At 69.5% G+C, this 25,296-nt stretch carries 18 protein-coding genes and 1 pseudogene; 8 read left to right on the top strand and 11 right to left on the bottom strand.

The genetic code is table 11. The annotated features are described in order from the left end of the window. Positions 1-100: 100 nt before the first annotated feature. From dps to KEG38_RS04180, 4 genes are all read right to left on the bottom strand, one after another. Entirely contained in the window at positions 101-577 is a 477-nt protein-coding gene (gene dps, locus KEG38_RS04195) for a DNA starvation/stationary phase protection protein Dps (protein WP_272417684.1), read from the bottom strand. Positions 578-683: 106 nt separating this feature from the next. Further along, complete coding sequence (locus KEG38_RS04190) at positions 684-1,226, bottom strand: carboxymuconolactone decarboxylase family protein (protein WP_272417682.1); 543 nt, start codon at positions 1,224-1,226, stop codon at positions 684-686. 4 nt (positions 1,227-1,230) lie between these two features. After that, the gene (locus KEG38_RS04185; RefSeq protein WP_272417681.1) at positions 1,231-1,770 is read right to left on the bottom strand and encodes a peroxiredoxin; all 540 of its coding nucleotides are present in this window, start codon (positions 1,768-1,770) and stop codon (positions 1,231-1,233) included. Between the two features lie 118 nt (positions 1,771-1,888). Next, positions 1,889-2,338: a Fur family transcriptional regulator gene (locus KEG38_RS04180; RefSeq protein ID WP_272417680.1), complete on the bottom strand. Its 450-nt coding sequence runs from the start codon at positions 2,336-2,338 to the stop codon at positions 1,889-1,891. 284 nt (positions 2,339-2,622) lie between these two features. Here KEG38_RS04180 and KEG38_RS04175 point away from each other — a divergent pair, with 284 nt between their 5' ends. Next, complete coding sequence (locus KEG38_RS04175) at positions 2,623-3,315, top strand: hypothetical protein (protein WP_272417679.1); 693 nt, start codon at positions 2,623-2,625, stop codon at positions 3,313-3,315. A 29-nt stretch (positions 3,316-3,344) separates the two neighbouring features. Here KEG38_RS04175 and KEG38_RS04170 read toward each other — a convergent pair whose 3' ends face one another. Continuing rightward, positions 3,345-8,321 carry an AAA family ATPase gene (locus KEG38_RS04170; protein ID WP_272417678.1) on the bottom strand — a complete coding sequence of 1,659 codons (4,977 nt, stop codon included), beginning with the start codon at positions 8,319-8,321 and terminating at the stop codon, positions 3,345-3,347. 170 nt (positions 8,322-8,491) lie between these two features. Between KEG38_RS04170 and KEG38_RS04165 the strand changes: the two genes are divergently transcribed. Next, on the top strand, positions 8,492-8,854 hold the full coding sequence (locus KEG38_RS04165) for a hypothetical protein (RefSeq protein ID WP_272417677.1): 363 nt from the start codon (positions 8,492-8,494) through the stop codon (positions 8,852-8,854). A gap of 18 nt (positions 8,855-8,872) precedes the next feature. After that, entirely contained in the window at positions 8,873-9,304 is a 432-nt protein-coding gene (locus KEG38_RS04160; protein WP_272417676.1) for an acyl-CoA thioesterase, read from the top strand. On the opposite strand, the gene KEG38_RS04155 is transcribed toward KEG38_RS04160, so the two are convergent. Next, complete coding sequence (locus KEG38_RS04155) at positions 9,294-10,553, bottom strand: PAS domain S-box protein (protein WP_272417675.1); 1,260 nt, start codon at positions 10,551-10,553, stop codon at positions 9,294-9,296. The two genes, KEG38_RS04160 and KEG38_RS04155, sit on opposite strands and share 11 nt — an antisense overlap. Next, a complete protein-coding gene (locus KEG38_RS04150; protein ID WP_272417674.1) occupies positions 10,550-12,076 on the bottom strand; it encodes a leucine-rich repeat domain-containing protein in 1,527 nt (508 codons plus the stop codon). Before KEG38_RS04150 ends, KEG38_RS04155 begins: the two co-directional genes overlap by 4 nt. 86 nt (positions 12,077-12,162) lie before the next feature. Here KEG38_RS04150 and KEG38_RS04145 point away from each other — a divergent pair, with 86 nt between their 5' ends. Together KEG38_RS04145 and KEG38_RS04140 are read left to right on the top strand one after the other, a co-directional pair. Continuing rightward, positions 12,163-15,057: a vWA domain-containing protein gene (locus KEG38_RS04145; RefSeq protein WP_272417673.1), complete on the top strand. Its 2,895-nt coding sequence runs from the start codon at positions 12,163-12,165 to the stop codon at positions 15,055-15,057. A gap of 71 nt (positions 15,058-15,128) precedes the next feature. Next, complete coding sequence (locus KEG38_RS04140; protein ID WP_272417672.1) at positions 15,129-16,649, top strand: GMC family oxidoreductase; 1,521 nt, start codon at positions 15,129-15,131, stop codon at positions 16,647-16,649. On the opposite strand, the gene KEG38_RS04135 is transcribed toward KEG38_RS04140, so the two are convergent. Continuing rightward, positions 16,650-17,690: a hypothetical protein gene (locus KEG38_RS04135; protein WP_272417671.1), complete on the bottom strand. Its 1,041-nt coding sequence runs from the start codon at positions 17,688-17,690 to the stop codon at positions 16,650-16,652. It abuts the gene before it with no gap. A gap of 16 nt (positions 17,691-17,706) precedes the next feature. Continuing rightward, entirely contained in the window at positions 17,707-19,038 is a 1,332-nt protein-coding gene (locus tag KEG38_RS04130; protein ID WP_272417670.1) for a hypothetical protein, read from the bottom strand. A 242-nt stretch (positions 19,039-19,280) separates the two neighbouring features. On the opposite strand from KEG38_RS04130, the gene KEG38_RS04125 reads away from it, so the two are divergent. The 3 genes from KEG38_RS04125 to KEG38_RS04115 are packed head-to-tail and all read left to right on the top strand — an operon-like array spanning position 19,281 to position 24,385. Next, positions 19,281-21,791 (top strand): S1 family peptidase, encoded by a 2,511-nt coding sequence (locus tag KEG38_RS04125; protein WP_272417669.1) that lies wholly within the window; start codon positions 19,281-19,283, stop codon positions 21,789-21,791. 22 nt (positions 21,792-21,813) lie between these two features. Next, positions 21,814-23,901 (top strand): caspase family protein, encoded by a 2,088-nt coding sequence (locus KEG38_RS04120; protein WP_272417667.1) that lies wholly within the window; start codon positions 21,814-21,816, stop codon positions 23,899-23,901. Between the two features lie 37 nt (positions 23,902-23,938). Then, a complete protein-coding gene (locus tag KEG38_RS04115) occupies positions 23,939-24,385 on the top strand; it encodes a CoA-binding protein (RefSeq protein WP_272417666.1) in 447 nt (148 codons plus the stop codon). Between the two features lie 9 nt (positions 24,386-24,394). On the opposite strand, the pseudogene KEG38_RS04110 reads toward KEG38_RS04115, so the two are convergent. Then, positions 24,395-24,814: pseudogene (locus KEG38_RS04110) on the bottom strand (hypothetical protein); the annotation flags it as partial. 12 nt (positions 24,815-24,826) lie between these two features. Then, positions 24,827-25,219 (bottom strand): hypothetical protein, encoded by a 393-nt coding sequence (locus tag KEG38_RS04105; protein WP_272417665.1) that lies wholly within the window; start codon positions 25,217-25,219, stop codon positions 24,827-24,829. Positions 25,220-25,296 lie beyond the last annotated feature (77 nt).

Below are 25,296 nucleotides of genomic sequence, written 5' to 3'. Positions count from 1 at the left end.
TCGCGCACTGCGCAAGGACAGAATATGTCCTATGCTCAGAACAGGGTGATTTGGGGCGATTTCGGACGGGAAAGGACGGAGCTCCGGGTTCCTTTTGTGCTCAGCCTTCCAGGCTCGCGAGCAGGAACCAGGTGTGTTTGTCGAACGTCGTGATGATGTTCGTGAGCAGGTCGGACGTGTCGGCGTCGCGGTGCTCGTCGGAGATCGCGCGCGAGGCGTGCAGGCCCTGGATGTAAACGCCGAAGCGCTCGGCGAGGAGGCGGACGTGGTCGAGTCCGCGCGTGGTCTCCTGCGGATACTCGGGCACCCGCGAGGACGCCGCGACGTGGCGCGCCGTGCCGGCCGCGAGCCCTCCGAGCGTGACGGCGCGCTCGGCGATCTCGTCGTTGAAGGCCGCAAGCTCGGTCGCGAACGTCTCGAAGAGCGGATGCAGCGCGGCGAAATGCGGGCCCTTGACGTTCCAGTGCGCGACCTTGATCTGGCTGTGCAAATCGAGGCCGTCGGCGAGGCGCTCGTTCAGGGTCTTGACGATGGCCACGCGGGAGGATTCGGGCAGATGGCTCGAGCTCGCGTACATGAGAAGCTCCTATCGGAATGGGTGACAGTTTGTCCTTCGGGAACCCGGCGCCTCGCCGCGCAGGGGGGCAAGCGCGGCGAGGCGCCGGGTCCGAGGGTTTGGGAGGTTAAACCGCCCCGGCGGTGATCTCCAGCGCGACCGTCGCCGCCTGGATCGTCGCCGCGATTCGCACCGCGTCGTGCACCTGGTCCTCGCCGAGCCCTGCGGCGAGGACGGCCTGCTCGTGCGACTTCACGCACGCCTCACAGCCGTTCATGGCGCTCACGGCGAGGCTCATGAGCTCGAAATCGACCTTCGAGGTCTTCGGCTGGGCGATGCGGTTCATGCGGAGCTTCGGCGAGCGCTGCGAATACGTTTCCTTTCCGATCATGTGCCGGAACCGGTAATACACGTTGTTCATCGCCATCAGGGTCGCCACCGCATAGGCGTCGTCGATGACGGCTTCGGCGTTCTCGAGCTCCGCCCGCGCCTGCTCGAGGAACGCCTCGCGGAGCGGCAAACTACGCGCGTTCGCCGCCGTCGCGATGGCGATCCCGAGCCGCTGCGCCCGGGTGAGCGAGGAATCGCCCTCCAGCACGCTCTGCAGGTTCAGCTTCGTGTCACGCGCAGCGTCGGGCAGCTTCGCGCGGATGGCCTCGAGCGCGCTCATGGCGTCAACCCGCCTCCAGCGTCGGCTGGCCCTTCACCCAGTTGCAGGGGCAAAGCTCGTCGGTCTGGAGCGCGTCGAGGACACGGAGCACCTCGTCGACGCTGCGGCCAACGGAGAGGTCGTTCACGCCGACGTGCCGGATGATGCCCTGCGGGTCGACGATGAACGTCGCGCGGAGCGCCACGCCCTCCTGCGGGTGCAGGACGCCGAGAGCCTGCGAGAGCTCGCGCTTCGTGTCGGCGACCATCGGGAACGGCAGATCGCGCAGATCCTGATGCTGCTTGCGCCAGGCGAGGTGCACGTATTCCGTGTCGGTGCTGAGGCCGAGGACCTCGCAATCGCGATCCTTGAAGTCGCGATAACGCTTGCCGAAACCAGCGATTTCGGTCGGGCAGATGAACGTGAAGTCCATCGGCCAGAAGAACAGCACGAGCCACTTGCCAAGGAAGTTCTCGCTCTTGATGTCGTGGAACTCCTTGCCCTGCTCGAGGCTCACGACGGCCTTGAGGTTGAACGCGGGAATCTTCTGGGAAACCGTCAGCATGTCTTCCTCCTGGGAAATCTCTCTCGACTTCAGAATCCGTTTTGTACTACGTCCAGCTCTGGACCTCGTCTAAACGCTTGGCGCAAAAAAGCGGCCACGCCTCGGACGCGCGAGGGCGTCAGGTGGAGCGGGCCTTCTTGAGCTTGCCGCGCAAGACGACCTGGTATTCGTGCACGTCGAAGCCTTCGAGCGCGTCCACGTTCGACACGGCGAGCGCGCTCCACGGGACGTCGTGAATGGCGCCCGTCTCCTCGTCGATGAAATGATGGTGCGGCGCGAGGTTCGGATCGAACACCACCTTGCCCTCCGCGAGGACGTGGGCCCTGAGCAGGCCCCTGTCCACGAAGAGGTTCAAGGTGTTGTAGACCGTCGCCCGCGACACCATCGGCAGCGCCCGCTTGACCTTCGCAAAGACCTGGTCGGCCGACGGATGCTCGTCGGTACGCAGGACGTACTGCGCGATGGCCAAGCGCTGCGCCGAGGGCAGAACACCGTGCCGTTCGAGGAGCTCCGCCTCGGAAAGCACGCTGCTCGCCGTCGTCGGCTTGGTCGGCTTCGTCGGCCTCACGGGGGTTAGACTGAGTCTAAACTGAGACCCTGTCAAGAACGGCGAACGAATTTCTCGCCAGGACTCGGTCCGGGGCGGCCGCATGAGAAGGGATCACGCGCGCAGGCAGCCCGAGCGCGGCCGGAGGGCGGCGAGCGTGGACGAGCGCCCGCCCGCCCGTCCGGACGAACCCTTTCGGCACGGCGCATGCGAGCACGAACCGGCGTGCCAGGCCGATCTCACACGCCGCTGCGCCCTTTCGCGCAGCGCCCAGGCTCGGCCAACCAAAGGCGAGGGTAGTAACCATGGACAATCTCGGCAATACGACGGGCACCCGGCCGCCCGAGTTCGACCGGCAGGAGCGCGAGCGTTCGATGCAGGTCGTGACGGCCGGCTCGCTCGTGGAGGCCCTCGGCGGCGTCGCCGCCGTCGTGCTCTCGGTCCTCGGTCTGGCGGGGATCGCCCGGCAAACGATGATCGCCATCGCCATCATCTCGATCGGCGCCGCGCTCCTGTTCGCAGGCGGCGCGCTGGCCTCGCGGTACACGCAGTTCGCCTCGCGCGTGAGCGGGCAACGCGTGGACGAGGTGGAGTTCGGCGGAGGCGTGGGCGTGGAGTTCCTCGTGGGCGCCGCAGGCGTCGTGATGGGCGTTCTCATCCTGCTCGGCATCGCGCCGCTGACGCTGTCAGCCGTGTCCGTCGTGGCCTTCGGCGGCGGGCTCTTGCTCTCGACCGGCGCGACGAGCGCCGTGAACCAGCTCGGCGAGGCATTCCCCTACGACCGGCGCGTGCGCATGGCGCGTGACGCGGTGCAAGGCGCGGCCGGCGTGCAAGCGCTCGTGGGCATCGGCGCCGCGATCCTCGGCATTCTCGCGCTACTCGGCATCCAGCCGTACACGCTGCTGCTCGTGGCGCTGCTCGGGCTCGGCGGCGGCATCCTGATCGCGGCGTCGGCCGTGAGCGGGCGCATGCTGGTCGGGATGCGCGGGTTCCGCTGATCGGGACGCGTTCGTCTGTCGAGACAACCCTATCGCTGGGTCCGCGCGAGCGCCCAGGCGACCGCGCCCTTCAAGGTCGCCCGGGTGGCGATGCCCTGCATCGGATGGCCGAGGTCGACGAGCGTCCGCGCCACCGCGGCGCGAATGCCGGAGATGACGACCTCGGCCCCGAGCAGGCCCACGGCCGAGGCCGCAGCGACGAGCGCGGACGCGACGCTCGCCGAGGCCCCCCGCACCCCCGTGATGTCGAGGATCAAGACGCGCGCGCCGCTCGACGAGACACCCGCGAGCGCCGCCGCGAGGATCTCGTCGGCGCGGCGCTCGTCGAGCACGCCGATGAGGGGCATCACGACGATCCCGTCCGCGATGGGGAGAATCGGCGCCGAGAGCTCGCGCAACCGCTCCTCTTGCGCCGTCAGCATCGCGTCGTGGATCGCCTCTTTTTCGCGCTCGGCGCGCTCGCGCTCGAGGAGCTCGCGTTCGAGCTCCGCGGTGCGCGCCCGGACCTCGTGCTCGAGGCGCTCGTTCGCGAGCCGCTGCGCCTCGTGCATGCGCTGGATGCTCGCCACGAGCAGCGCGTTCTCCACGGCGATCGCGGCCTGCGAGGAGAGGAAGGAGGCGACCGCGATGCGCGCCTCGCTGAAGACGTCGGCCGCCGCGCGGTTCTCCAGGTAGAGCACGCCCGAAAGGCGGCCGCGGTGGGCCATGGCGAGGCAGAGGAGCGAGCGCGGCCGCCTTTCAGCGAGGTACGGATCCTTGGAGAACCGATCGAACCCGCGGGAGCCGCCGAGCACCACGGGCGCACGGGTCGCCGCGACCTCGTCCACGAGCGCACGCGGAAGCTCCTCGCCGGCCGCGCGCGCGGCGTCGATGCCGACGAGCACGCGGTCGGGATCGATCGTCATGGCCGCCTCGACGTGCAGGCCCGAGCCCCGATCGAGCAGGAGCACGGCGCGCTGGGCGCCCGCGGTCTCCACGATGACACGCATCACCCGATCGAGGAGGACATCGAGGACGATCTCCTCGGCGATGGCCCGGGTCGCGCGCATGACCGCGCCGAGGTCGAACTCGCCCGAGAGCCCCGGCAAAGGCGCAGCCGAGGGGCCGACGCTGCGGCGCGGCAAGAGAAAGCCGTACCGCTCGCGGAGCATGTCGACCTTGGTGATCGCGCCCCAGCGGAGGTAGGCCTGGTAGGCCTCGCCCATGTAGGCCCGCGCGACCGTGTCGCGGCGGCGTTCGAGGTGGAAACGCGCGGCGAGCTCGTTGGCGAGCGCCTCGTCCCGCGAGACGCCGCTCTCGGCCGCCGCGCGGATCGCCTTCTCGTAGAGCGAGAGCGCCAGGGCCTCGTCCCCCGCGGCGCGCGCGCGCTCGGCCGAGACGAGGAGCCATTTGCGCTCGTAGTTCTCGGGGCAACGCGCGGCGAGGGTCGAGAGCTCGGCGAGGATCGCGTCCACCTGCGCGAGGCGTGACGCGCGCGCCGACGGGAGCGCGGTGGTGTCGAGGAGGAGCGCGAGCCCGAGCCAGACGGGCAGGTCCGTCGCGAGGAACTCGCCCTCGACGTCGGTAAGGCCCTCCGCCGCTGCGAGCGCCTCGCGCGCCGCGCTCGCCGCGTCCTCGTGCAGGAGGAACAGCTCCGCCCGGCGCGCGTGCCCGTAGAAGCGCGCCCGCGCGCCGACGGCGCCCTCGTCCGTGCCGAAGAAGCTCGCCTCGTCGAAGTCGTCGCCGTCGAGGCTCGCGGGGGCACTCGTCCGCCCGAGCAAGCTGCGCACGGCCTGCAAGGTGACACGCGCGGCCGGATCGGCCGCGGCCTCGGCGCCCGGGGCGCGGCGCGCGAGGGAGAGGCTGCGCTCGGCTTCGTCGCAGGCGCGGGCGAGGTCGTCGCCGAGCTCGAAGCGCGCGGCGAGCACCTCCGCCGCTGCGCGGCAAGCCGTGGGCACGTCGCCCACGGCCGCGGCCTGGCCCACGGCGCGGTGGAAATGGAAGAGCGCGAGGCGCCGAGGCCTGCGCGCGTGCAGGATCGAGCCGGCGGCGAGGTGGACGCGGCACGCGAGCGGTCCCTCGCCAAGGTCCTCCGCGAGCGCGAGGGCGAGGTCGCCGAACGCCTGGCCGGCCTCGGAGAGCTCGGGAAGGACGAACAACGCGGCGCCGTACGCCGCATAGCCGACGGCCGACGCCTCGGTGTTGCCGTGCGCCATGGATGCACGCACCAGCGCGGCCGCGACGAGCCCCGTGGCCGAACGGCTCACGGCGCCCGCGGGCGCGAGCAGCTCGAGGAGGAGCGCCATCGTGGCCACGGCCTCGGGGCTCCGCGCGACGGGCAACGAAAGGAGCGAGGCAGGCGCCCGGCCGACGAGCTCCGCCTCGATCGCCTGCGCCTCCCGAACGAGCGCCGCGCGCCGCTCGGCCTCGCTCTCCGGCACGACGAACGCGAGCTCGCCGAGGTCCCGCGCGCCCACGCGGAGCGCCTCGATCGGGTGGCCGGCGGCCGTCTGGCGCGCGACCTCCAGCCGCTCGGCCTCGATCCGTTCGAGCTTCGACCGCGCCCCGCGGGCGAGCGCCGCGACGAGCGCCTCCGCGGCTCCGCTCGGCTCACGCGTGACCAGGCAGGCGCAGAGCTCGCGGGTCAGATCGAACCAGAGCGCGTGGGGCTCGTTCCCGGCGAGGGCCAGAAGCCCCGCTTCGAAGCAAGCGATCGCCTCGGAGAGCGCGCCGATCGCCTGGAGCCTCCGGCCCGCGAGCAGATCCCGCTCGGCGAGGGCGCGCCGCTGCCCTGCGTCGCGCATCGACGCGAGCCCTCGGTTCTGCTGGTACACCGCCGCCAGCATGTCGCGCTCGCCGTGCTCCCCGCGGGAAGCCAAGATCTCGCCGAGCCGGAGATGCTCATCCTGCCGCCGTGAATCGGGGATCCGCGCGTAGACGGCCTCGTGCACGCGCTCGTGGGAGAAGGCGTACGGCACCTCCCACGCCTCCCCGGGGGACGGCGGCGTCGTGGAGGCGTGCGCGAAGCGATAATCGGACGAGAGCGGCAGGACGAGGCCCGCTTCGAGCGCGGGCCAGAGGTCCTGTGCGACGGCGGCCGGCTCCCGCTCGGCCACGCACGCGAGCGTGTCGAGGTCGAAGCTCGGCCCGAGACAGGCGGCGAGCTCCAGGATTCGCTGCGAGCGCGCCGGCAGCGCGGCGACCCGCTCGCTGACGAGATCCCGCGCGCCCTCGGCGCCGAGGTGATTCCGCACGAGCTCGACGTCCCAGCGGAAGGCGCCCGCGCCCGCGTCGAACCGCACGAACCCCTCGGCGTGGAGCGCGCGCAGGGCCTCACGCAACAGGAAGGGACTGCCGTGCGTCGCCGCCGCGAGCACGTCCGCGAGATCGGCGACGCGATCCTCGGGCGCGCCAAGCGCATCGCCGAGCAGCGCGCGCACGTCCGAGGGCGCGAGCGGCCCGAGCGCGATCTCGGTCACGCAAACGCCCGTCTGCCGCAGCTCGTGCAGATCAAGGAGCCGCGCCTCGTCGGACGGCGCGCTCTCTTGCCGCGACAGCACCACGCAGAGCCGCTTCGCCGAAGGATCCGCGCAGAGGACCCGCACCACGGAGATCGAGTCCGCGTCGGCCGCGCCGATGTCGTCGAGGAACAGCACGAGCGGACCTTGCCGGCTCGCCGCATCGAGCAGCGCACGCACGAGCACCGCGAGCTTCCCGCTCGACGCCGCCGCCGACATCGGCGGATGCGCCTCCCGCTCGCCGAGCGCTCCATCGAGCTCCGGGACGATCGCGAACAGCGCCGCCGAACCCGCGTCGACCGTCCGCGCGAGCTCCCGCAAGAACGCCCGCGCGTCTTCGGGCGGCCCGCCGAGGATCCGCCGCACGAGGTCCCGCAGCGCCGACGAGAGCAGCCCACACGGCGCGCGGCTCCCGACCGCGTCGGCCCTGCCCTCCGCGAAGATCCCCCCGCGCAGCGCCGCCGCGCTCTCGAGCTCGCGGACGAGCGTCGACTTGCCCACGCCCGCCGGCCCCGACAGCACGATCACGCCGAGCCGCCCGGACGCGGCGCGCTCGAACGCCTGGGCCATCTGCTGCCGCTCCCGCTCCCGCCCGTAGAGCCTTTGCGGCAGCACGAGCTCCGCGCCGAGGTCGTGCTTGCCGAGCCGGAACGGCTCGATCTGGCCGTGCTCCTCCCACGCGGATGCGCACGCGGCGAGGTCTGCTTCGAGCCCCCGCGCGCGCTGGTAGCGATCGTCGGCCGATTTCGCCAGCAGCTTGACGATGATGTCCGACACCACGCGCGGCAGCTCGGGCGCGAGCACGTGCGGCGGCACGGGCGCGCGTGCGATGTGGGCGTGCGCGAGCTCGAGCGGATCTTCCATCACGAAGGGCAGCGCGCCGGTCGCGAGCTCGTACAGCGTCACGCCGAGCGCATAGAGGTCCGCGCGATGGTCCACGACCCGGTTCATCCGGCCCGTTTGCTCCGGCGCCATGTACGCGAGCGTCCCTTCGATCGCCGAGGCGGCCGCGATGCGCGCGTCTTCCCGGGGCAGCCGCGAGGCGTGGCCGAATCCGACGAGCTCCACCTCCAGCGTCCCGTCGTCGACCAGGATATTCGCGGGGCAGATGTCCTTGTGCACGAGCCCCACGAGGTGCACGCGGTCGAGCGCGCGCGCGATCGAAACGCCGAGCCGGAGCACCGCGCCGACATCTTGACGCCCTGTGCGCATCCGCGGGGCGAGCGGCCGTTTGCCCGCGTCCGAAAGCACGAGCGCCACGCCGTTGCGACATGGCGAAAGCCCGAGCGCCTCGGGCACGCAGGGCAGCGCGAGCCCGCGCATCACCAAGAATTCGTGCCGGATCCGCGCCACGTCCCGCGCGACCGGGTAATCCTCGTTCAGCGCCTCCACGAGAACCGGCGCTCCATCGACGTCCCGGTACCCGCGATAAAGCGTCGTCACTTCCCCCTCGAGGACGACCTCCGTGAGCGTGTGCCCCTCCAGCCAGAACCGCATCGGCACAGCCATCCGTCCCCTCGCGCCTCGCGTCAACCGGGCTCGCATCGACGTTGGTCCGGAACGACCTATTTGTGGTCCGAAACACGAACCATGATTTGCATTGCGGAGACAATTTCTTGGCATGCCGGCACGATGCGACCGGGTATGGTACCGCGTCGAACCTCGCCGCGTTCGCCACTATGGCCCCTGCACCTCCGCGCACGCCGCCGTCCGAAACGCCGCTCCCGCTCCTCGTATCGGCCGGGCTCCTCGTGGCGCTCCTCGGCTCGGCGCTCGCGCACCGCTCGTTTTTCCTTGCGGCTTACCTCGCGATCGTCGCGCTCGTGCCCGCCGTCCCCCGCGAGCGCCTGCGCGCGCTCGGCGTCGCCCTCGCGTGGATTGGCGTCGCCGTTTGTGTCGTCGCGATCGTCCTCGTCCCGCTCGGCGCGCGCGTCTCGGCTGTATACCTCCCGGGCTGCGCCGTGCTCCTCGTCCGCGTCGCCGCCCTCCGCGCGGCGTCCACGCAGGCGTGGGCCGTGCAAACGGTGGACTCTTCCCGCTAGCTGCTATTCTCCGCCACCATGACCCGCTTTCACGAGACGCTCATGGGCGTCTACTTCGACGACCTCGACGCCTTCCAGATCCTGCACAACGCTCGGTATCTCCTCCTCTTCGAGCGCACGATCGGCTCCTTCTGGAAGCACCTCGGGTGGGGCGGCGTCCTCGACGCCCAGAAGAACCCCGATCAGTTCCACTTCGTCCGCGCCAACAACATCGAATATCTCCGCCCCGTCGTCGGCGTCCGCGACGTGCGCGTCCGGGTCTGGATCGAGAAACTAGGGCGTTCGAGCCTCACGTTCGGCTTTCGCGTGCTGCCCACCGATCAGGACGAGGACTTCGCCCGCGGCACCCGCACCGTCGTGCGCGTCGATCCCACGACACACCGACCCGTGCCCTGGACCGACGCCTTCCGCGCCACGCTCGAGCCCTACCGCGCCGACCTCAACGCCTGAGCGCCCAGGCGATCCCCGCCCGCAGCGTCGAGCGCGTGGTGAGGCCGCCGAAGCCCTCGCCGAGGTGCACGAGCGTCTGCGCCAACTCCCCGCGGATCCCCGTGATCACCACGCGCGCCCCGAGCAGCTCGGCCGCGCGCGCCGCCCGCACGAGCGCGCCCGCGACGTCGATGTCCATGTTCCGGACCCCCGTCACGTCGAGGATCGCCGTATGCGCCCCGTACCGGTTCACGCCATCGAGCAGCGTATCCATGATCTCCTCGGCCCGCTGCGCATCGATCGCCCCCACGAGCGGCAGCGCCACGACCCCCTCGGCGAGCGGCATCAGTGGCGTCGACAGCTCCCGCAGCGCGGCCTTCTGCGCCTCGATCACCTGATCGCGCAGCAGGGCTTGCTCCTCCTCGGCGCGCCGGCGCTCCGTGATGTCCGTGCAGATCACCGCGATCGCCATCGGGTTTGCCTGCGCGTCGAGCACGGGGAACTTCAGCGCCAGGTACGAGAGCGGCCCGTCCGGCGAGGGCAAGGTCTGCTCGTACTGCATGGCGCGGCCCGTCCGGAGCGCCTCCTCGTCCTGCCGGTGGAAAAACGCGGCCACGTCGCGCGAAAAAATGTCGTAATCGGTCAATCCCGCGATTTCGGCGCGTGATTTCCCGAGGTACGCCTCGACCTGCCGATTGACGAGCAAGAACCGCCCCTGCATGTCCTTGACGAACACGTAGCTCGGCGTGTTGTCGAGCACCGCGAGCAAAAGCCGCTGGCTATCGCGCAGCGCGCGCTCCGTCGCCTGCTGATCGGTCACGTCCTCGACCTCCGACAAGACCTCCGTCGGCTGCCCCTCCGCATCGCACAGCACCGTGTGCGACCATTGCACCTGGAGGGCCCGCCCGTCGCTCGTCATGTACTGGGCCCGCATCGTCGCCGTCGGCTGCGACATCATTCGATCGGCCCATTGCCGAAGCTCCTCCGGCGTCCGCTTGTGGGTGCCCATCAGGTCCGTGATCAGCATCCCCAGCGCCTGCTGGCGCGAATAGCCGAGCAGCCGCGCTGCCTCCTCGCTCCAGCGCGTCACGAGCCCTTCGAGGTTCCAGCCGATCGTCGCCCGCCCGAGCGACCCGATGAACGCCTCGTCGAAGCTCACCTCGGCGGAAGCCGGTCTTCCCGCGGCCTTTGCTTCGAGCTCCGCGACGCGCGCGCGGAGCACCCGGACCTCTGCTTCGAGCTCCGCGATCCGCGTCGCGTCGTCCTTCATCGACCCGTGTCTCCGCTACGACGACTCTTCGTCCCGCCGCTCGCTTGCGCGCCGTCGAGCAGCTGCTCCAGCACCTCGTGCCAGCCGAGCTGATCCTTCGCCACGAGCTCGATCAGCACCCCCACCGCGCCCCGCGTCGTCACGCGCCGCCGCGGCGCCTGCACGAACACCAGCGCGTGCAGCCGCTCGAGCACCTCCTCGTCCACCGGCCGCAGCCGCCCTGCCGCCGGCAAACGCCCCCCGCGCTCGCGTGCGATCACCCACTTGGCGATCTCGACATCGTCGAGCCCCGTATCATCCCGCAGGATGTAGATATCCTCCAGCATCGACCGGTACGTCGCCGCCCAATCGACGCACACTACACGTGTCCTCGGCAGCGCGAGCGTCAGCGCCTCGACCTCGTCGGTCCGGCCGAACGGCGTGTCCGTCAGGTCGATCTCTTCGATGTGCGACATCGACCGCAACGCGGCCGGGATATTCGCGAGCGGATTTCCTTGCAGCCACAAGAATTTGAGACGCGAGAGCCAGGCGAGCGCCTCGGGCAGCACCGTGATCCCCGTGAGCGACAGATCGAGCTCCTCGAGCCCCTCCAGCGTGAAGATCACGTCCGGGGGTTTTCCGTCGCGCAGCCCCACGGGTGATCCGGCGAGAAGCAACGTCCGGAGCCCGGTGAGGCGCGCGAGCGTATCGGGCAGGCTCTCGAGCCACGTGTTTCGCAGGTCGAGCCGCGCGAGCGCGCCGAACGCCGCGACCTCCTCGGGCAACACGACGAGCGGGTTGTCGCCGAGCTCGAGCGCCTCCATCTCGTCCCACGCGTGCCCTGCGAGCGGCAGTGTGCCGATGCGGTTGCCCGACACATCGAGCGCGCGCAGCCGGAGGGCCGGAAGCATGGGCGGCAGCTCCGTGAGCCGATTTCCGCGCAGCACGAGCGCCGCGAGCGCGCCGAGCCTGCCGATCGACGCGGGCAGCCCCGAGAGCCGGTTGTCCCCGAGGTCGAGCTTCCGGAGCGCCGAAAGCGCGCCGAGATCCCCCGGCAGCGCCTCGAACCCGAGCCCCGACAGCCCGAGCTCCGCGAGGCCCGAGAGCGCGAGCACCGGCTCGGGGAACGCTTCGAGCGGGTTCTTCCCGAGCGCGAGCGCCCGGAGCGCCTTCCGGTCCGCGAGCCACCGCGGCACGGACGCGATGCGGTTCTGGGCGAGGTCGAGCGACGCGAGCGCCGGCAGATCCGCGACGAACGAGGGCACCTCGGGGAGCTTGTTGTGGCTGAGCTCGAGGACGCGCAGCTTGTCGAGCCGCCCGAGCTTGCGGGGCAGATCTTCGAGGGCGTTGCGTTCGAGCCGGAGGACTTCGAGCGACGTGAGCTCGCCGAGCCACGCGGGCACCTCCGCGAGGGCATTGCTCCCGAGATCGAGCTCGACGAGGTTCCGGAGCGCGCGGATCGCGGGCGGGACCTGTCCGAGCACGAGGCCACGCAGATCGAGCTTGCCCGTTTTTTCAGCGGTCCCGAGGCGTTCGGCCAGCATTGCGAGCATGCTAGGAAGCCCTTGCTCTGCGCGTCAACCCTTGACGCCGCGAACCGATCCTGAAATGCGTGTGTGAGGAGGCGGGCATGTTCACGGTGGTCGTCGAGGGGGCCAGGGGGAAAGAGACGCGCGACGCGTACGACAAGCCGAGCATCCTGCTCGGCCGCGGGCAGCAATGCGACGTCCTCATCGGATCGAACGGCGCCTCGCGCAAGCATGCCCGGATCGAATGGCAGGACGGCACGATCCGCATCGAGGATCTCGGCTCGACGAATGGCACGTTCGTCAATGCCGAACAGATCCAGAAGCCGCTCGACCTCGCGCCCGGCGACGTGATCGAGATCTGTGACACATGCCTGCGCATCGAGGCCGCGCCCGAGGTCTGGACCCACCCGCGAAAGGCGTCCTGGGGCAAACCGCAAAAACGACGAAAGCAGCCGAAAAAGCCCGCCCCGAACGAAAACGGCGTGCTCCTCTCCGACGCGAAAGAGGGCGATTACCTCTCCGTGCGCGCTGCCCGCGCCGACGTCCACGTCGATAGCCTCCTCTCGCGGGCCCGCCTCGTCGTCACGTTCCACAACGACCTCGGCCGCACGCTGGAAGGCGACCTCGTCTTTCCGCTCCCGCCCATGGCCGCGTTGCGCGAGCTCGTCGTCAAACTCGGCAGCCGCACGATCGAGGGCCAAATCCGCGCGCGTGGGCGGGCGCGCGCCGAGTACGAGCGCGCCGTGCAGGCCGGGCAATCGGCCGCGATCGGCGAATCCGAGGGCGAGGACCTCGCGCGATTGCGAATCGCGCCGATCGAGCCCGGCGAGGACGTCGAAGTCACGCTCACGGTCGATCAGATGCTCTTGCCGATCGCCGACGGCCACCGCCTCATCGTCCCGCTCACGTACATGCCGCGGTACGTGGAGGACGCGGCGAAAGTCACGGAGACCGAGGTCGCCGCGCTCGCTCGTCCCCGGCCGACGACGCTCGCGGCGCGGGCCCGCGTCAACGTCACGATCGAGGATGGCCCGGACGAACCCGCGAGCTTTCGCTGCACCTCGCACCCCACGCGCATCTCGCAGGCCGGCCCGCGCGCGCGGACCATCGAGGTGCACGACGCCCCGCTCGACCGCGATGTGCAGCTCGAGTTCATCAACCGGCCGCGCGGCGAAAAACCCGCCGTGTGGATCCGCCACGACGCGACGGACGGCCCCGATCAAAATGGCCCCTCGACCGCGATCGGCATTGTCCCGCCGGCGTTCGCGGACGAAGGCCCCGTCATTCCGCGCTCCGTGCTCTTCCTCGTCGATCGCTCCGGCTCGATGGGCGGCGCGCCCATGCAATCGGCCATCCGCGCCGTACGCGGCGCCTTGCGCTCGCTCGGACCCGAGGATCGCTTCAACGTCATCGCGTTCGACAACAACCTCGAAGCGCTCGCGGTCTCGCCCGTCCCCTTCGACGACGAACACCTGAAGGCCGCGGACGATTTCATCGGCCGCATCACGGCGCGTGGCGGCACCGAGGCGTCCATGGCCATTCGCGCGGCGCTCTCGGCGCGGCTCGGCACCGACGTCGCGGTTGCCTTCCCGAACCCCACGCCGCCCGACCAGACGTACCGGCTGCGGATCGTCGTCTTCATGACCGACGGCGACGTGGCGAACGCGGCGAACGTGCTCAAAACCGCCAAGGAAAAGCTCATCGACACGCGCCTGCACGTGCTCGGCATCGGCGACTCCGTCCAGCATTCGATGCTCGCCGAGCTCGCGCAACTCGGCGGCGGCACGTACATGCCCGTCGCGACGAACGAGGACCTCGAACGCGCGCTCGTGCGGCTCAAGAATGCGATCACCGCGCCCCTCTGGACGGGCATTCGTGTGCTCGTCGAGCGCGACGGCGAGCGCAAGAGCCCGAAGATGCTCGAACCCCCGAGCCCCCTCGACCTCTTCGCCGCCGAGCCGGTCCTCTTCGCGTTCCGCGGCAAGATCGAGCCGGGTGATCGCCTCGTGCTCCTCGGACAACGCGCGGACGGCGAGGAGGAGCGCGTCGCCCTCGAGCTCACCGTGCCCGCGGACGCGCGCGCCGAGGGCGCGGCCACGCTCTGGGCGCTGCTTCGCAACAAGCGGCTCACGTATCGATTCGATCCGGACGACGACGACACGCTCGAAGGCCTCGGCACCACGTTTGGCCTGGTGAACCGCAAGGTCGCGCTCGTCGGCGTGAATCCGGAAGATCGCAAGGTGACGATCGAAGGAAAGGTCCCGGTCACCCTGCCCATGCCCGCGAACGCCGCCGAGGAAGACGCCGTCATGTTCCGCTCGAACGTCTACGTGCCCCCGCCGCCTGCCATGGCCGCGCCGCCGGGCGGTGGGTTTGTCCCGCCGCCCGCGCTTGCGCGGCCCGGCGCGCCGCAGCCGCCGCCCAGGGTCCCTGCCCCCTCGCCTGCGGCGAAAGCCAGCAAATTGCCTCCGCTCGACGGCGGCAATGAACACGACGAGCGCACCCGCGTGGCCCAGGTCGTCGCACCCCCGCCGCCGCTCCGCGCCCCGGCCCCGACCCCGCGCCTCTCGGATGACGACGCAGGCCTCCGCGCGCTCCTCCTCCATCAAAAGGCCGACGGCCTCTTCGACGCCGACCTCGGCGCCACGCTCGCCGCCGTCGCGGCCCTCGTCGGCCGCGGCCATACCGCCCGCGAGGGCCTCTTCCGGGCCGAGCTCCGCCGCACCACGGTCACCCTGCGCGGCAAGCTCGCGGGATTGTCCTCCGAGGACAAACACCTCGCCCTCCTCGCCCTCCTCGCCCTCGCGCTCCTCACGATGCCCCACGGCGACCCTGCGCCCGAAGGCCTCCCGGCCCCGATCGCCGCGGCCCTCGCGGGCATCTCGCTCGCCGATCGCCCCTCCGCCGCCGGAAAGATCGGCGTCGCCCTCGGGCACTTGCCTTCTGGCTGGGCGGAAAAGCCCCTCGCCGCCGAGATAAAGCGGGTCTTCCTGTAAAACCGTTTGCCACGGAACCCGAGCGTCCGGGGCGACGTGAACCGTTCCGGAAAAATGGTAGGCTCGGGCCCATGCAAGCGGAGACCATCGTGGTGGGCGCCGGTTCGTCCGGCGCGGTCATCGCGGCCCGCGCGACCGAACGCGCGGATCGTGAGGTGCTGCTCGTCGAGGCCGGGCCCGACTATCCCCCGAGCGGGGTGCTTCCCTCGGATCTCGTGGACGGCACCCGCAACTCGATGACCGCCCACGACTGGGGTTTTTCCTATCTGCCCATGCCCGGGCACAAGCCCTTCCTGTACCCGCGCGGCAAGGTCGTCGGCGGCTCCTCCGCGGTGAACACCTGCATCGCGCTCCGCGGCCAGCCCTACGATTACGACGAATGGGCGGCGCTCGGCCTGCCCGAGTGGAGTTTTGACGGGTGCTTGCCCGCGCTGAAACGCCTCGAGGACGATCAAGACGTCCAGAATCGCTGGCACGGCCGCGGCGGCCCCATTCCGATCCGGCGCCACTCGACCGAAGAGCTCTCGCCGTTCCAGGTCGCCTTCATGGAAGCCTGCCGCGCCCTCGGCTTCCCGGCCTGCCCCGATCAAAACGACCCCGACCCGTTCGGCGTCGGCCCGCAGCCCATGAACAAGATCGGCGGCGTCCGCATGAGCGCCGCGCGTTGTTACCTCGACGACGACGTCCGCCGCCGGGAAAACCTCAAACTCCGGCCGCGGACCAGTGTGCGCCGCGTCCTCTTCCACAATGCCAAAGTCACGGGCCTCGAGGTCGAAACCGACGGCAAAATCGAAGTCCTCGCGACGAACCGGGTCATCCTCTCGGCCGGAGCGATCGCCACGCCGGGGATCCTCATTCGTTCGGGGATCGGGCCACGCGCCTTGCTCGAACGGCTCGGTGTGGACGTCGTCTCCGACCTTCCGGCCGTGGGCGCGCGCCTCTTCGATCACCCGGGCTCCCTCGCGCTCTTCGTCCCGCGAACGTACGGATTCGCCAGCATCCAGCATCCGCTCATTCAAACGGTGCTGCGTTACACCTCCGAGGGCAGCCCCTTCCCGAGCGACATGCAGCTCCAGCCGTTTTCCTTTTTCGCCTGGCCCGGCAATTACATGCCGCTCGTCGGCATCTCCTGCTGCGTCGGCAAACCCCGCGGCCACGGCCGCATCACCTGGACGAGCGCCGATCCTTCCGCCAAACCGCTCATCGAGCTCGACACGGTCACCCACCCCGACGACCGCGCCTGCGCCGTCGAGGCCATGGAGCTCGCCGGCCAGGTCGCGCGCACGAAACCCCTGCGCGACCTCGTCGTCCCTTTCTGGCCGAACGATCGCGTCCTCCGCAATCGAGCCGAAATCTCGCACTGGATCGAATGGAGCTCCGGCTCCGGGTATCACCCTTCCGGCACCGTCCCGATGGGCCCGGAAGGGGATCCCGAGGCGGCCGTCGACGGACGGGGCCACGTGCGTGGCGTCTCGGGCCTCGTCGTGGCGGACGCGAGCATCATGCCGACGATCGTCAGTACGAACACGAACGTCACGGCATTGATGATCGGCGAGCGATTCGGGGAGTGGCTGCGGGACGGGGGGCTCTGATCAGGGCTCGGGAGGGGGCTGGGGCGCGGGGAACTGGTCGTAGATGCTCGGGCTGCAGCGGCCCCACGTGGCGTTGCAGCCGGTGAACCCGAGCGTCTTGCAGTCGACCTTGTCGATCCGGCCAGCGTTGCAGACCACGACCGAATCACCCTCGCACGTCGCGTCGGCGCCGAGCGTGGGATCACACTCGCCCGCGAACCCGCAGAAGCTCGACTCGCCCGACGTTTGGCAGGTCAAACCATTCGCGAGCGTGCCGCAATCGACGGCCTGCTCGCCCCCGTTGATGCAGGCGCGCAGCTCCGGCCCGTCGCAGCCCAGGCCCGAGTCGTAGTAGATCCCGAGCCCGCTTTCCGTGCCCGACTGGCACGTCGCGCCCGTCCCGGCGCAGCCGACGCCGCCGAACTGGAGATCCTTGCAAGCGAGCCCGTAATCAGCGCACCTCGGGCCGTTCGTCTCCACTTCGTCGTCGCACACCCGGGGAACCCCGTCCTGGCAGGTCTCCACGAACGTGTCGTAGCTGCAGGCTGGCCCGGCGGTGACGCTCGTGTCGACGCACCCCTGGGTCGCGGAGCACGTGAGGCCGAGCACGCTGCAATCGCCCATGAACGCGAGCTGGTCGTCGCACCCCTTGAACACGTTGCCGGTGCACGTGGGCATGCAGGGGCCGGAGAGGTCGACCTTCAGCCCGAGGCACTCCTCCACGCCCTTGCAGCCATTGGTCTTGCTCGCGAGGCATTTCGTGTAATCGCGTACCTGGAGCTTGTTGGGGCTGCCGCCGCGCTCCGAGTACATGTCCCAGAGAATGGTCTCGATGCCGCCGTCCGGGATGCAGCTCCCCATGAGGATCGCTGCTTTCAGCGCGGCATCAGGATCCTTGGGTCCAGCCGGATCCTTCGCGGTCCCGCCGCCGCCCGCGCCGCCCGCGCCGCCGGTGCCGCCCGCGCCGCCCGAGCCGCCCGCGCCATTGGTGGCCTCGGGTCCACACGCCAGGACAAACCCGGCGAGGACCGAGGCCAAGACGATCGCATTTCGATGAAGCATGGTCCTCTTCATCCGCTCAGTTGGCGCCACCCGGATCGCAGGCGAAGAGCACGGCGATCTTGGCCGCGGCGTCGTTCTTGACCACCCCGCAGGTATCCGGGCAGAGGATGATCTTCTTCGCATCCTTGTCGATGTAGAACGACTCCGGCGCGCATGCCGCCACGTCCGCGACCTGCTTGAATTGCTTGTTCGGCGACATGTCGCCGGGCGTGTAATCGACGACCACGCTGTTCAGATCGACGGTCGTTCCCATGGGCGGATCGGGGATCGCGAAATCGCAGGAGACCTGCGCGCCCGCGACGACGCCCTCGGCGATCGCCTGGAACACCACGTCGTACGAGGTCGTGTCGCAAAGCGGGAAGCGGAGACCGCCCGTGAGCACGCTGAGGGCTTGATAGCCGGTGCCGGGGTTCGCCGCGGTCGGGCACTCGGCGGTCGTGATCGGATCGGCCGGCTCCCAGGGCTTCGTCTGCGGGTCGTTGTATGCCATCGCGACGATGCTGTAGAAGCGATAATTCCGCGCCTCCTTCGTCCCGAAATGCTCGGGCGAAAGCGCGAGCAGGGACGTGTCGAACTGCTCGGCGGCGGAGACACCGCCGGCCGCCGTGTTCCCGTCGCTGTACGACACACCTCCGAACGAGCAGCCCACGCGGTCGTCCGTGAGCTCGATGAACGTCTTGAACGAGTCCGGCCGCACCCACTCCTGCCAGCCCGTCGGGGCGCCGCCGCTCGGCTCGGCGGTGGTGAACGTCGACAGGACCTTGCAGAGCGAGTTCACGCTGTCGATTTCGGTGTTGTAATGGTAGAATTTGCCCGCGTTGTTGACGGGGGCCGCCGGAGGCGTCTCGCAGCCGCCCGCGGGGATGCCGGAAAGCGGCGCCTCGATGCAGACCGACTCGTCCGGGACCGCCTTGCCGTGCTTGGCGATCATGATGACGCGATAATCGAGCCCGCTGTTTTCGATGATCTGCGCGAAGTTCTGGTTGATGTTGTTCTGAACGCCGACGATCTCGTCGCCCATGCTGCCGGAGTTGTCGATCACGATGATGATGTCGACCGGCTTCTTCACGAGCGTCGCCTCGGAGCTCTGGCTCACGCAAGCGCTGTCCTCGGTGAGCGCGCCGTCGCCGGCCCCGGCGTCGAAGAAGTTGATGTCGCCGCCGCCGTCGCCGCCATTACCACCCTGCCCATTGCCGCCGCCGCCCTGCGACGAGCCGGACGAGTTGCCGCCCGTGTTCGCCGAACCCGAGGCCGAGTTCTCACCGCCGGAGCAGCCCACGCCGAGCGCGGCGCCGCTGAGAGAGAAAGCAGCGAACGCGCAAAGGAAGATGGTTCGTTTCGTGCGCATATTATTCCTCCGACCTCCAAGCATCGGGCAGCACGCCTCTGAATGCAAGGACTCGAAGCCCGAAGCAGCGCCACAACGACCCCGCGCCCCCCCGATCGCCCGCGTTCCGTGACACCCCCATGAAGATCGCGCGGCGCTCGCCGTCCACCCTGGCTGCGCGAAGCAACGTTCGCGGCCAGGGGTTTCTGAACCGTCCCGAATTTGGTATGGGTTCGAGAGCGGTAGCGCGCTCGGAGGAGAACATGGGCAAGCGATGGTTCGGCAGGTTGGGCGGGTCCTCGGGGTACGTCGCAGCAGCGATCCTCGGGCCGCTCGTCGCAGCGTGCGGCGGCGCGACGCCGGCCCCTCCGCCCGATCCCGCGAGCGCGAAGGCGGGCCCCGCCCCCGCCGCGAAGGCCACGAAAGCCGAAGCGACGAAGGCCCAGGCACCGAGCACCGCGCGTGTCCCGAGCCGCAGCATGCTCGACCTCCTGCGCCGCGCCGAGCTCCTGCCGAGCCCCGACGCGGCCAGCACGAAGAGCGCCCTCGCGTCGTTGCCCGAGGGCGGCAAGGGCGACGTGCGGGAGAACTACCGCGCGGTCGCGCCGGCCACCGTGATCATCCGGACGCCCACGGGCCTCGGCACCGGCGTGATCGTCGGCCCCACGGGCTGGATCCTCACGAACAACCACGTCGTCGACAGCGGCGAGCGCGAGGACTTCCGCATCAAGGTCTCGGTCGAGCTCGGCAAGCTCGACAAATCGGGCGCCATGGAGCGCACGAACAAACCGATCACGGCCTGGGTGCACAAGGCCGATCCGATGCGCGACCTCGCGATCATCAAGCTCGAAGGCAACCACAAGGACCTGCCTTTCATCCGCCCGGCCGCGAAGGATCCGGCCCCCGGCGAGCCCGTCGCGAGCCTCGGCCACGCCGGCTCGGGCCTCGTCTGGGCGATCAAGGACGGCGAGGTCGCGGCCGTCGGCAAGCTCGCCACGCACCTCTCGCAGCTCGTCTCGCTCGAGTGCAGCGGCAGCGAATCCGCGGGCGACGACGCTTGCCCCAAGCGCAAGCAGGAGATGTTCGAGGGCCTCAAGAAGGTGTTAGAACACGACAAACCCCTCATGGTCGTGCAATCCACCTGCCCGAACTGGCCGGGCGACAGCGGCGGCCCGCTCGTCAATCGGGGCAACGAGCTCGTCGGCCTGAACAGCTTCGGCTACGGCAACAGCGAGAACCGCGCGACCTTCCATGTGCACGTCTCCGAGATCCGCACGTTCCTCTCGGAGATCCCGGTCCAGCCTGCGGACGTCCTGCCCGACCCGTGGTTCGACGGCGGCGAGGAGGCGACGATCGAGGACGCGGATCTCGACGGCCGCTACGACGTCCTGCGCACCGAGGGCCGCGCGGCGATGGCGCGGTTTTACGACCTCGACCAGAGCACGATCGGCGATGGCGCGGGCAAACCCGACGTCGGCGCGCTCTACGGCAAGCGCGGGTTCGACGCGGAGGTCATCTACCTGGCAACGCGGGACGGCAGCTTCGCCTGGTACGACACCGACGACGATGGCCGTTACGACGTGGTTCTTCATGACGAACGCGGCTCGGGCCGCGTGACCCACGGCTACCGCATCGGCAAGAACGGCAAGCTCGGCAAGGACGACGCGCTCGGCTCGGGCGGCCCCATGATCCAGCCCGACCTCGTGGTGCAGAGCGCGGAACGGAATGCGCTCGCGCGGCTCGGGTCGATCACGCTCGGCGCGTCGATGGTCGAGTCGCGGGGCGGCGAGCCCGCGGAAAACCTCCCGAGCCCGCTGCTCGGCGGCGGCCGCGAGGTCGCGATCGAGGACATGGATGGCGACGGCCGCACGGACACGCTCGTCACGCGCTCGGTCTACAGCCATGGCTTCGTGTTCGACGTCGATCAGGGCACGCTCGGCGAGGTGCACAAGAACGACGCGGCGCAGGCGCTGCTCGAAAAGCAGGCGGTGGACGCCGAGGCCACGATGATCGCGCAGGGCCCGCGGCTCTGGGTCTATTACGACCGAAACGACGACGGCAAATTCGATTTCCTCACGTACACGAGCCGCGCCGGCACGGGCGTCGCGCTCGAAGCGTACCGGCTCGGCGAGGGCGGCCGGAAAGAACCCGCGCCCGAGCACGTGGGCCGCAAGATGCTGCGCCCGCGGCTGCTCGAGAATGGCACACTCGCGGCGCGTCTCGGCCGCGTGGCGGTGCGTGCCATTCCCTCGGCGACCTCGGCGATCGCCGACGACGGGCTCGACTCGTTCCCGGATCCGCTGCGGCACGGCGGCATTTATTTCAGCTTCGGCGACACCTCGCGGTGGAGCACGGGTTTCGGCCCCAAGACGGGCTGGGACAAGGCGGTCATCGTCTCGGCGGGCATGACGTCGACCTCGCTCGTCGTCGACGTGAACAAGGACAGCCCCGCCCCGGGCAAACTCTCGGCGCAGGAGGTGATCACGGGCGGCAAATTCAAGCCCGAGTTCGCGTTCTTGCACCGCGACGGCGCCGAGTGGACCTATTACGACACGGACCAGGACGGCCGCTTCGACCTCGTCCTCTTCACGGGGTCGCCCTCGACGGGTCTGGCCGAGCGCGCGTATCGCATCGACGCGAATGGCGCGGCGACGATGGATCCCTCGCTCGCCGGCGGCAAGATGGTCCGTCCTTCGGTCTTCACGAAGAAGCCGACCCAGGCGCAGTTCAAGAAGGTCGCCGGCGAGCTGTTCCAGGCCCGATCACTCGAATAGAAACCTTTCGAGGAGTTTTCCCATGGGCCCTCTCGCAGGACTCTCGCTCGTATGGGCCGCGGAAGGCGTTCGCCCCGAGATCGCGACGCTCTGGCTCGATCGAAAGGCCGCGGCGGGGCACGATTCGCTCTCGCTGCTCGTCTTTCGCGGCGAGGCGCCCTTTGCCACAGAGGGCGCCGCGCTCGAAGGCGCCACGATTGCGATTCGCTCGTTTCCGCACCTGGACGAAGCGTGGGCGCTCTATCTGCTCACGTGCAAGCGGCGCGGCGAGGCGCTCCCGCCCGCGTGGGAAGCGATGTGCCGGTATGCGGGCGACGTGCGGCAGGGGCTCTGGCCCGATCGCGTGGAGCCCGAGCACGCGGTGCAGGCGGTTTATCTCGCGCTCGCGCAGCACCATTTGCTCGAAGACCCGCCGCGGCGGGAGGCCTTCCTCGACGACGCGCTCGCATTTTGCGCGGTCGTCGGGAAAAAGCTCGCCGCGGGCGCACGGCTCTACGACGACGACCTCGTCGCGGGCGAGGCGCGCCTCGAACGGTTTGTCGCATTGCTCGCGCAGGACCACAAGCTCTACGAGGAGGACCTCGGGCGGAGCCTGGGCTTTTTCGCCGAATTGCCTGGCGCAATGAGCGGCGGCGTCGCGCGGACGCTCCCGCTGCTGTGCATTCAGCGCCCGATCGCGACGCAATTCAAGCTGTGGGCGCGAACGGATGCCCGCGCGCCGGGCGGTCGGGGATATCCGCTCCTGCTCGTCGAGCAGGACAAGAAGATGATCGTCTTGAGCGCCGATCCCGCGAGCCGCGCGAAGGTCGGGCTTCTGGCGAAGGCGCTCGGGGAGCGGGAAAACCGGGCGCGGGCGGCGCAAGGAAAAGAGGCGGCGCCGTGGTACGACGGCAAGGATCACGGCGGCACGCTCGCCGCGGCGCCGCGCGAGGGGACGGCGCTCTCGTTCGAGGAGATCGTCGAATGCCTCGAAAAGGAATTGCGGCTCCGGCCGATTCGAAAGGGAAACGGGCGCGGGCGGCTCGTCGCGGCCGGCGCGCTCGCGGCCGCGGCGCTCGCTGGCGCGATCGGGGTCGGATGGATCCTGCATAACCAGGACAAACCTACCGTGGTCGCGGACGCGCGGCCGGCGGCGGTTTCGAACGACGACACGACCGAGACAAACGTCCCCGCGAAGGAGGGTCGTCCGCGAGGTAGCAAGGGCGATCCGCTGCCCGCGGCGGAGGTGATCAGCCTCATCGCGAAGAACGACGGACCACGCTCGATCGAGCCGTACGCGCTCGTCGCGGGCGTATGCGGCTACGAGGGCGAACACGCGCTGCATTCGCCCTGCCGCGACGCGCGGGCGATGCGCGACCTGCTCATCACGAAATACGGCTACAAGCGCGAAAACATCCTGTACCTCGTCGACCAGCCCGCGCCGGGCGACAAGACGGACGGTGTTCCCACGGCCGAAGGCCTCAAGCTCGCGGTCGAAAAATTCCGCGCGCGGTTCGGCGACAAGGAGGACAGCTCGTTCCTCTTTTATTACTCGGGCCACGGCGGTTACATCAAAGGCGCGCGCCAGGATTACGGCGTCCTCCAGCCGGCGGAGTTCTTCGGCAAACTCGCGCATTTGCCGAGCTCGCACAAAGGCTGGGACATGCAGGACCTCGTGAGCGACATCCGCAAAGGCGTGCCCGCGAAGCATGTGATGCTCCTGCTCGATTGCTGCTACAGCGGCTGGGCCGTGGGCGCGAAGGGCGACGACGAGCTCGAGACGCACCTCGGTTCGTTGTGGAAAGAGCGCGCGGAGGTCGTTCTGACGGCGGGCAGCAAGGGCCAGCGGGCGTGGGAGGACGACCCGGACGAGCGGGCGTGGGCCTGGGGCGGGCATTCGGCGATGACGGCGTTCCTCCTCGAAGGGCTCGCCGTCTCGGCCGCGGGCACGGCGGCGGCCGACGCGAACCAGGATCACGTGGTGACCGACGAGGAGCTCGCGAAGTTCGTCAAGGAGCGCGTGCCCCGCTCGGTCGAGGACAAGAAGGAAGCCAAGCAGACGCCGACCCTCTTCCGCTTCGACGCGAACCTGCCGAAAAGCGGCCAATTCCTGTTCGTCCCCAAGCCCTGACGTGCATGCCCGCGAACCCGTGGTTAGGCTCCGCCGCATGGCCACAGCCGAACCGAAGGGTCGCATCGTCACGGACAGCCGCCGCATCGCGGAGATCGCCCGCAATGCCAAGCGGGTCGCCGTCCTCGGCATCAAGACCGAAGAGCAAGCAGGCCAGCCTGCGTACTACGTGCCCGCGTATCTCCAAGGCGCGGGCGTCGAGGTCGTCCCCGTCCCCGTCTATTACCCCGACGTCACGCGCATCCTCGGCCAGCCCGTGTATCGGCGCCTCGCCGACGTGCCTGGCGAGATCGACATCCTCGACGTTTTCCGGCGCCCGAGCGACATCCCGCCGCACCTCGACGACATCCTCGCCATGCGCCCGAAGGTCGTCTGGTTCCAGTCGGGCATTCGCAACGACGAAGCCGCCGCGCGCCTCGCCGACGCGGGGATCGAGGTCGTGCAGGACCGTTGCTTGATGGTCGAGCACCGGCACGCGCGCTGAAACGAATCGTTATTTGGCGAGCTCGGCCTGGATGGCCTGGACGATGGGGTTCGTGTCAAAGCTGTCGTTCGGGTTCTGCGGATCGTCGCCGGGATAGGTCGACGAGGTCCACTCGGCCACGAGTTTTCCGTCCTTCGAGATCAGGTACTTGTGGAAGTTCCACAAGGGCTCGATCGTGGGCGCGGGGCCTGGATTCGGCTGCGCGAGGATCCATTGCCAGACGGGCTGCGGCACCTCCGGCCCGGCGCCGTCCGGATCCTTCACGTGATCGATCGCGAATTGCTTGAAGCTCAAATGATAGCTGTCGATGCACCCGCCGATCTGTTCGTCCGAACCTCCTTGATTGCCGAAATCGTTGCTCAAAAAGCCGAGCACGTGGAAACCTTGACCGCTGAACTTGTCCTCCAAGACCTGGAGGCCCGCATATTGCGGCGTGTAGCCTCAAGCGGCAGCGGTGTTGACGATGAGCAGGACCTCGCCGCGGTACTTGCAAAGCGGCACCGGTTCGAGGTCGTTCACGTCGTAGGACTCGACCGAATGCTCGTACAAGCTGCCGGGCTCGGCGGGCGGATCGCATACGAACGACATCGTGCCGCCAGCGCCGCCGGAGCCCACGCTCGCCGCTGAGCTCGCCACAGCGCCCACGCTCGACGAGGACGAGGCGACCGTCGTCGTCCCCGCATTCCCGCCCGATCCCGGGCCCACCACGCCTCCCGCGCCGGCCGTGCCGCCCTCGCCGCCCGCACTTTCTCCGCCGCCCGAAGAGCAAGCGAATGCGCCGAGCGTGATGGCCAGGGCGACGCACCATCGCTTCCCATCCTCCAAGGTAACCATCGTTAACGCCTCTCCGCGGCCCGAGGCCGCTGCCGAAAGATTCGGCGAGTATACCAAAAAGATACCTCGGCTCCGAG

It is taken from the genome of Polyangium jinanense (genome assembly GCF_028435265.1).
GTDB lineage: Bacteria > Myxococcota_A > Polyangia > Polyangiales > Polyangiaceae > Polyangium > Polyangium jinanense.
The sequence above is the reverse complement of the archived record's forward strand: the minus strand, read 5'-3'. Positions and strand labels throughout refer to the sequence as shown.

Bases quoted from the DNA above. Each gene is read 5' to 3' on its own strand.
- KEG38_RS04145 (WP_272417673.1), top strand. From the start codon at position 12,163: ATGTTCACGGTGGTCGTCGAGGGGGCCAGGGGGAAAGAGACGCGCGAC.
- KEG38_RS04175 (WP_272417679.1), top strand. From the start codon at position 2,623: ATGGACAATCTCGGCAATACGACGGGCACCCGGCCGCCCGAGTTCGAC.
- KEG38_RS04130 (WP_272417670.1), bottom strand. From the start codon at position 19,038: ATGCGCACGAAACGAACCATCTTCCTTTGCGCGTTCGCTGCTTTCTCT.
- KEG38_RS04115 (WP_272417666.1), top strand. From the start codon at position 23,939: ATGGCCACAGCCGAACCGAAGGGTCGCATCGTCACGGACAGCCGCCGC.
- KEG38_RS04190 (WP_272417682.1), bottom strand. From the start codon at position 1,226: ATGAGCGCGCTCGAGGCCATCCGCGCGAAGCTGCCCGACGCTGCGCGT.
- KEG38_RS04150 (WP_272417674.1), bottom strand. From the start codon at position 12,076: ATGCTGGCCGAACGCCTCGGGACCGCTGAAAAAACGGGCAAGCTCGAT.
- KEG38_RS04165 (WP_272417677.1), top strand. From the start codon at position 8,492: ATGGCCCCTGCACCTCCGCGCACGCCGCCGTCCGAAACGCCGCTCCCG.
- KEG38_RS04155 (WP_272417675.1), bottom strand. From the start codon at position 10,553: ATGAAGGACGACGCGACGCGGATCGCGGAGCTCGAAGCAGAGGTCCGG.
- dps (WP_272417684.1), bottom strand. From the start codon at position 577: ATGTACGCGAGCTCGAGCCATCTGCCCGAATCCTCCCGCGTGGCCATC.
- KEG38_RS04135 (WP_272417671.1), bottom strand. From the start codon at position 17,690: ATGCTTCATCGAAATGCGATCGTCTTGGCCTCGGTCCTCGCCGGGTTT.
- KEG38_RS04185 (WP_272417681.1), bottom strand. From the start codon at position 1,770: ATGCTGACGGTTTCCCAGAAGATTCCCGCGTTCAACCTCAAGGCCGTC.
- KEG38_RS04125 (WP_272417669.1), top strand. From the start codon at position 19,281: ATGGGCAAGCGATGGTTCGGCAGGTTGGGCGGGTCCTCGGGGTACGTC.
- KEG38_RS04170 (WP_272417678.1), bottom strand. From the start codon at position 8,321: ATGGCTGTGCCGATGCGGTTCTGGCTGGAGGGGCACACGCTCACGGAG.
- KEG38_RS04160 (WP_272417676.1), top strand. From the start codon at position 8,873: ATGACCCGCTTTCACGAGACGCTCATGGGCGTCTACTTCGACGACCTC.
- KEG38_RS04105 (WP_272417665.1), bottom strand. From the start codon at position 25,219: ATGGTTACCTTGGAGGATGGGAAGCGATGGTGCGTCGCCCTGGCCATC.
- KEG38_RS04120 (WP_272417667.1), top strand. From the start codon at position 21,814: ATGGGCCCTCTCGCAGGACTCTCGCTCGTATGGGCCGCGGAAGGCGTT.
- KEG38_RS04140 (WP_272417672.1), top strand. From the start codon at position 15,129: ATGCAAGCGGAGACCATCGTGGTGGGCGCCGGTTCGTCCGGCGCGGTC.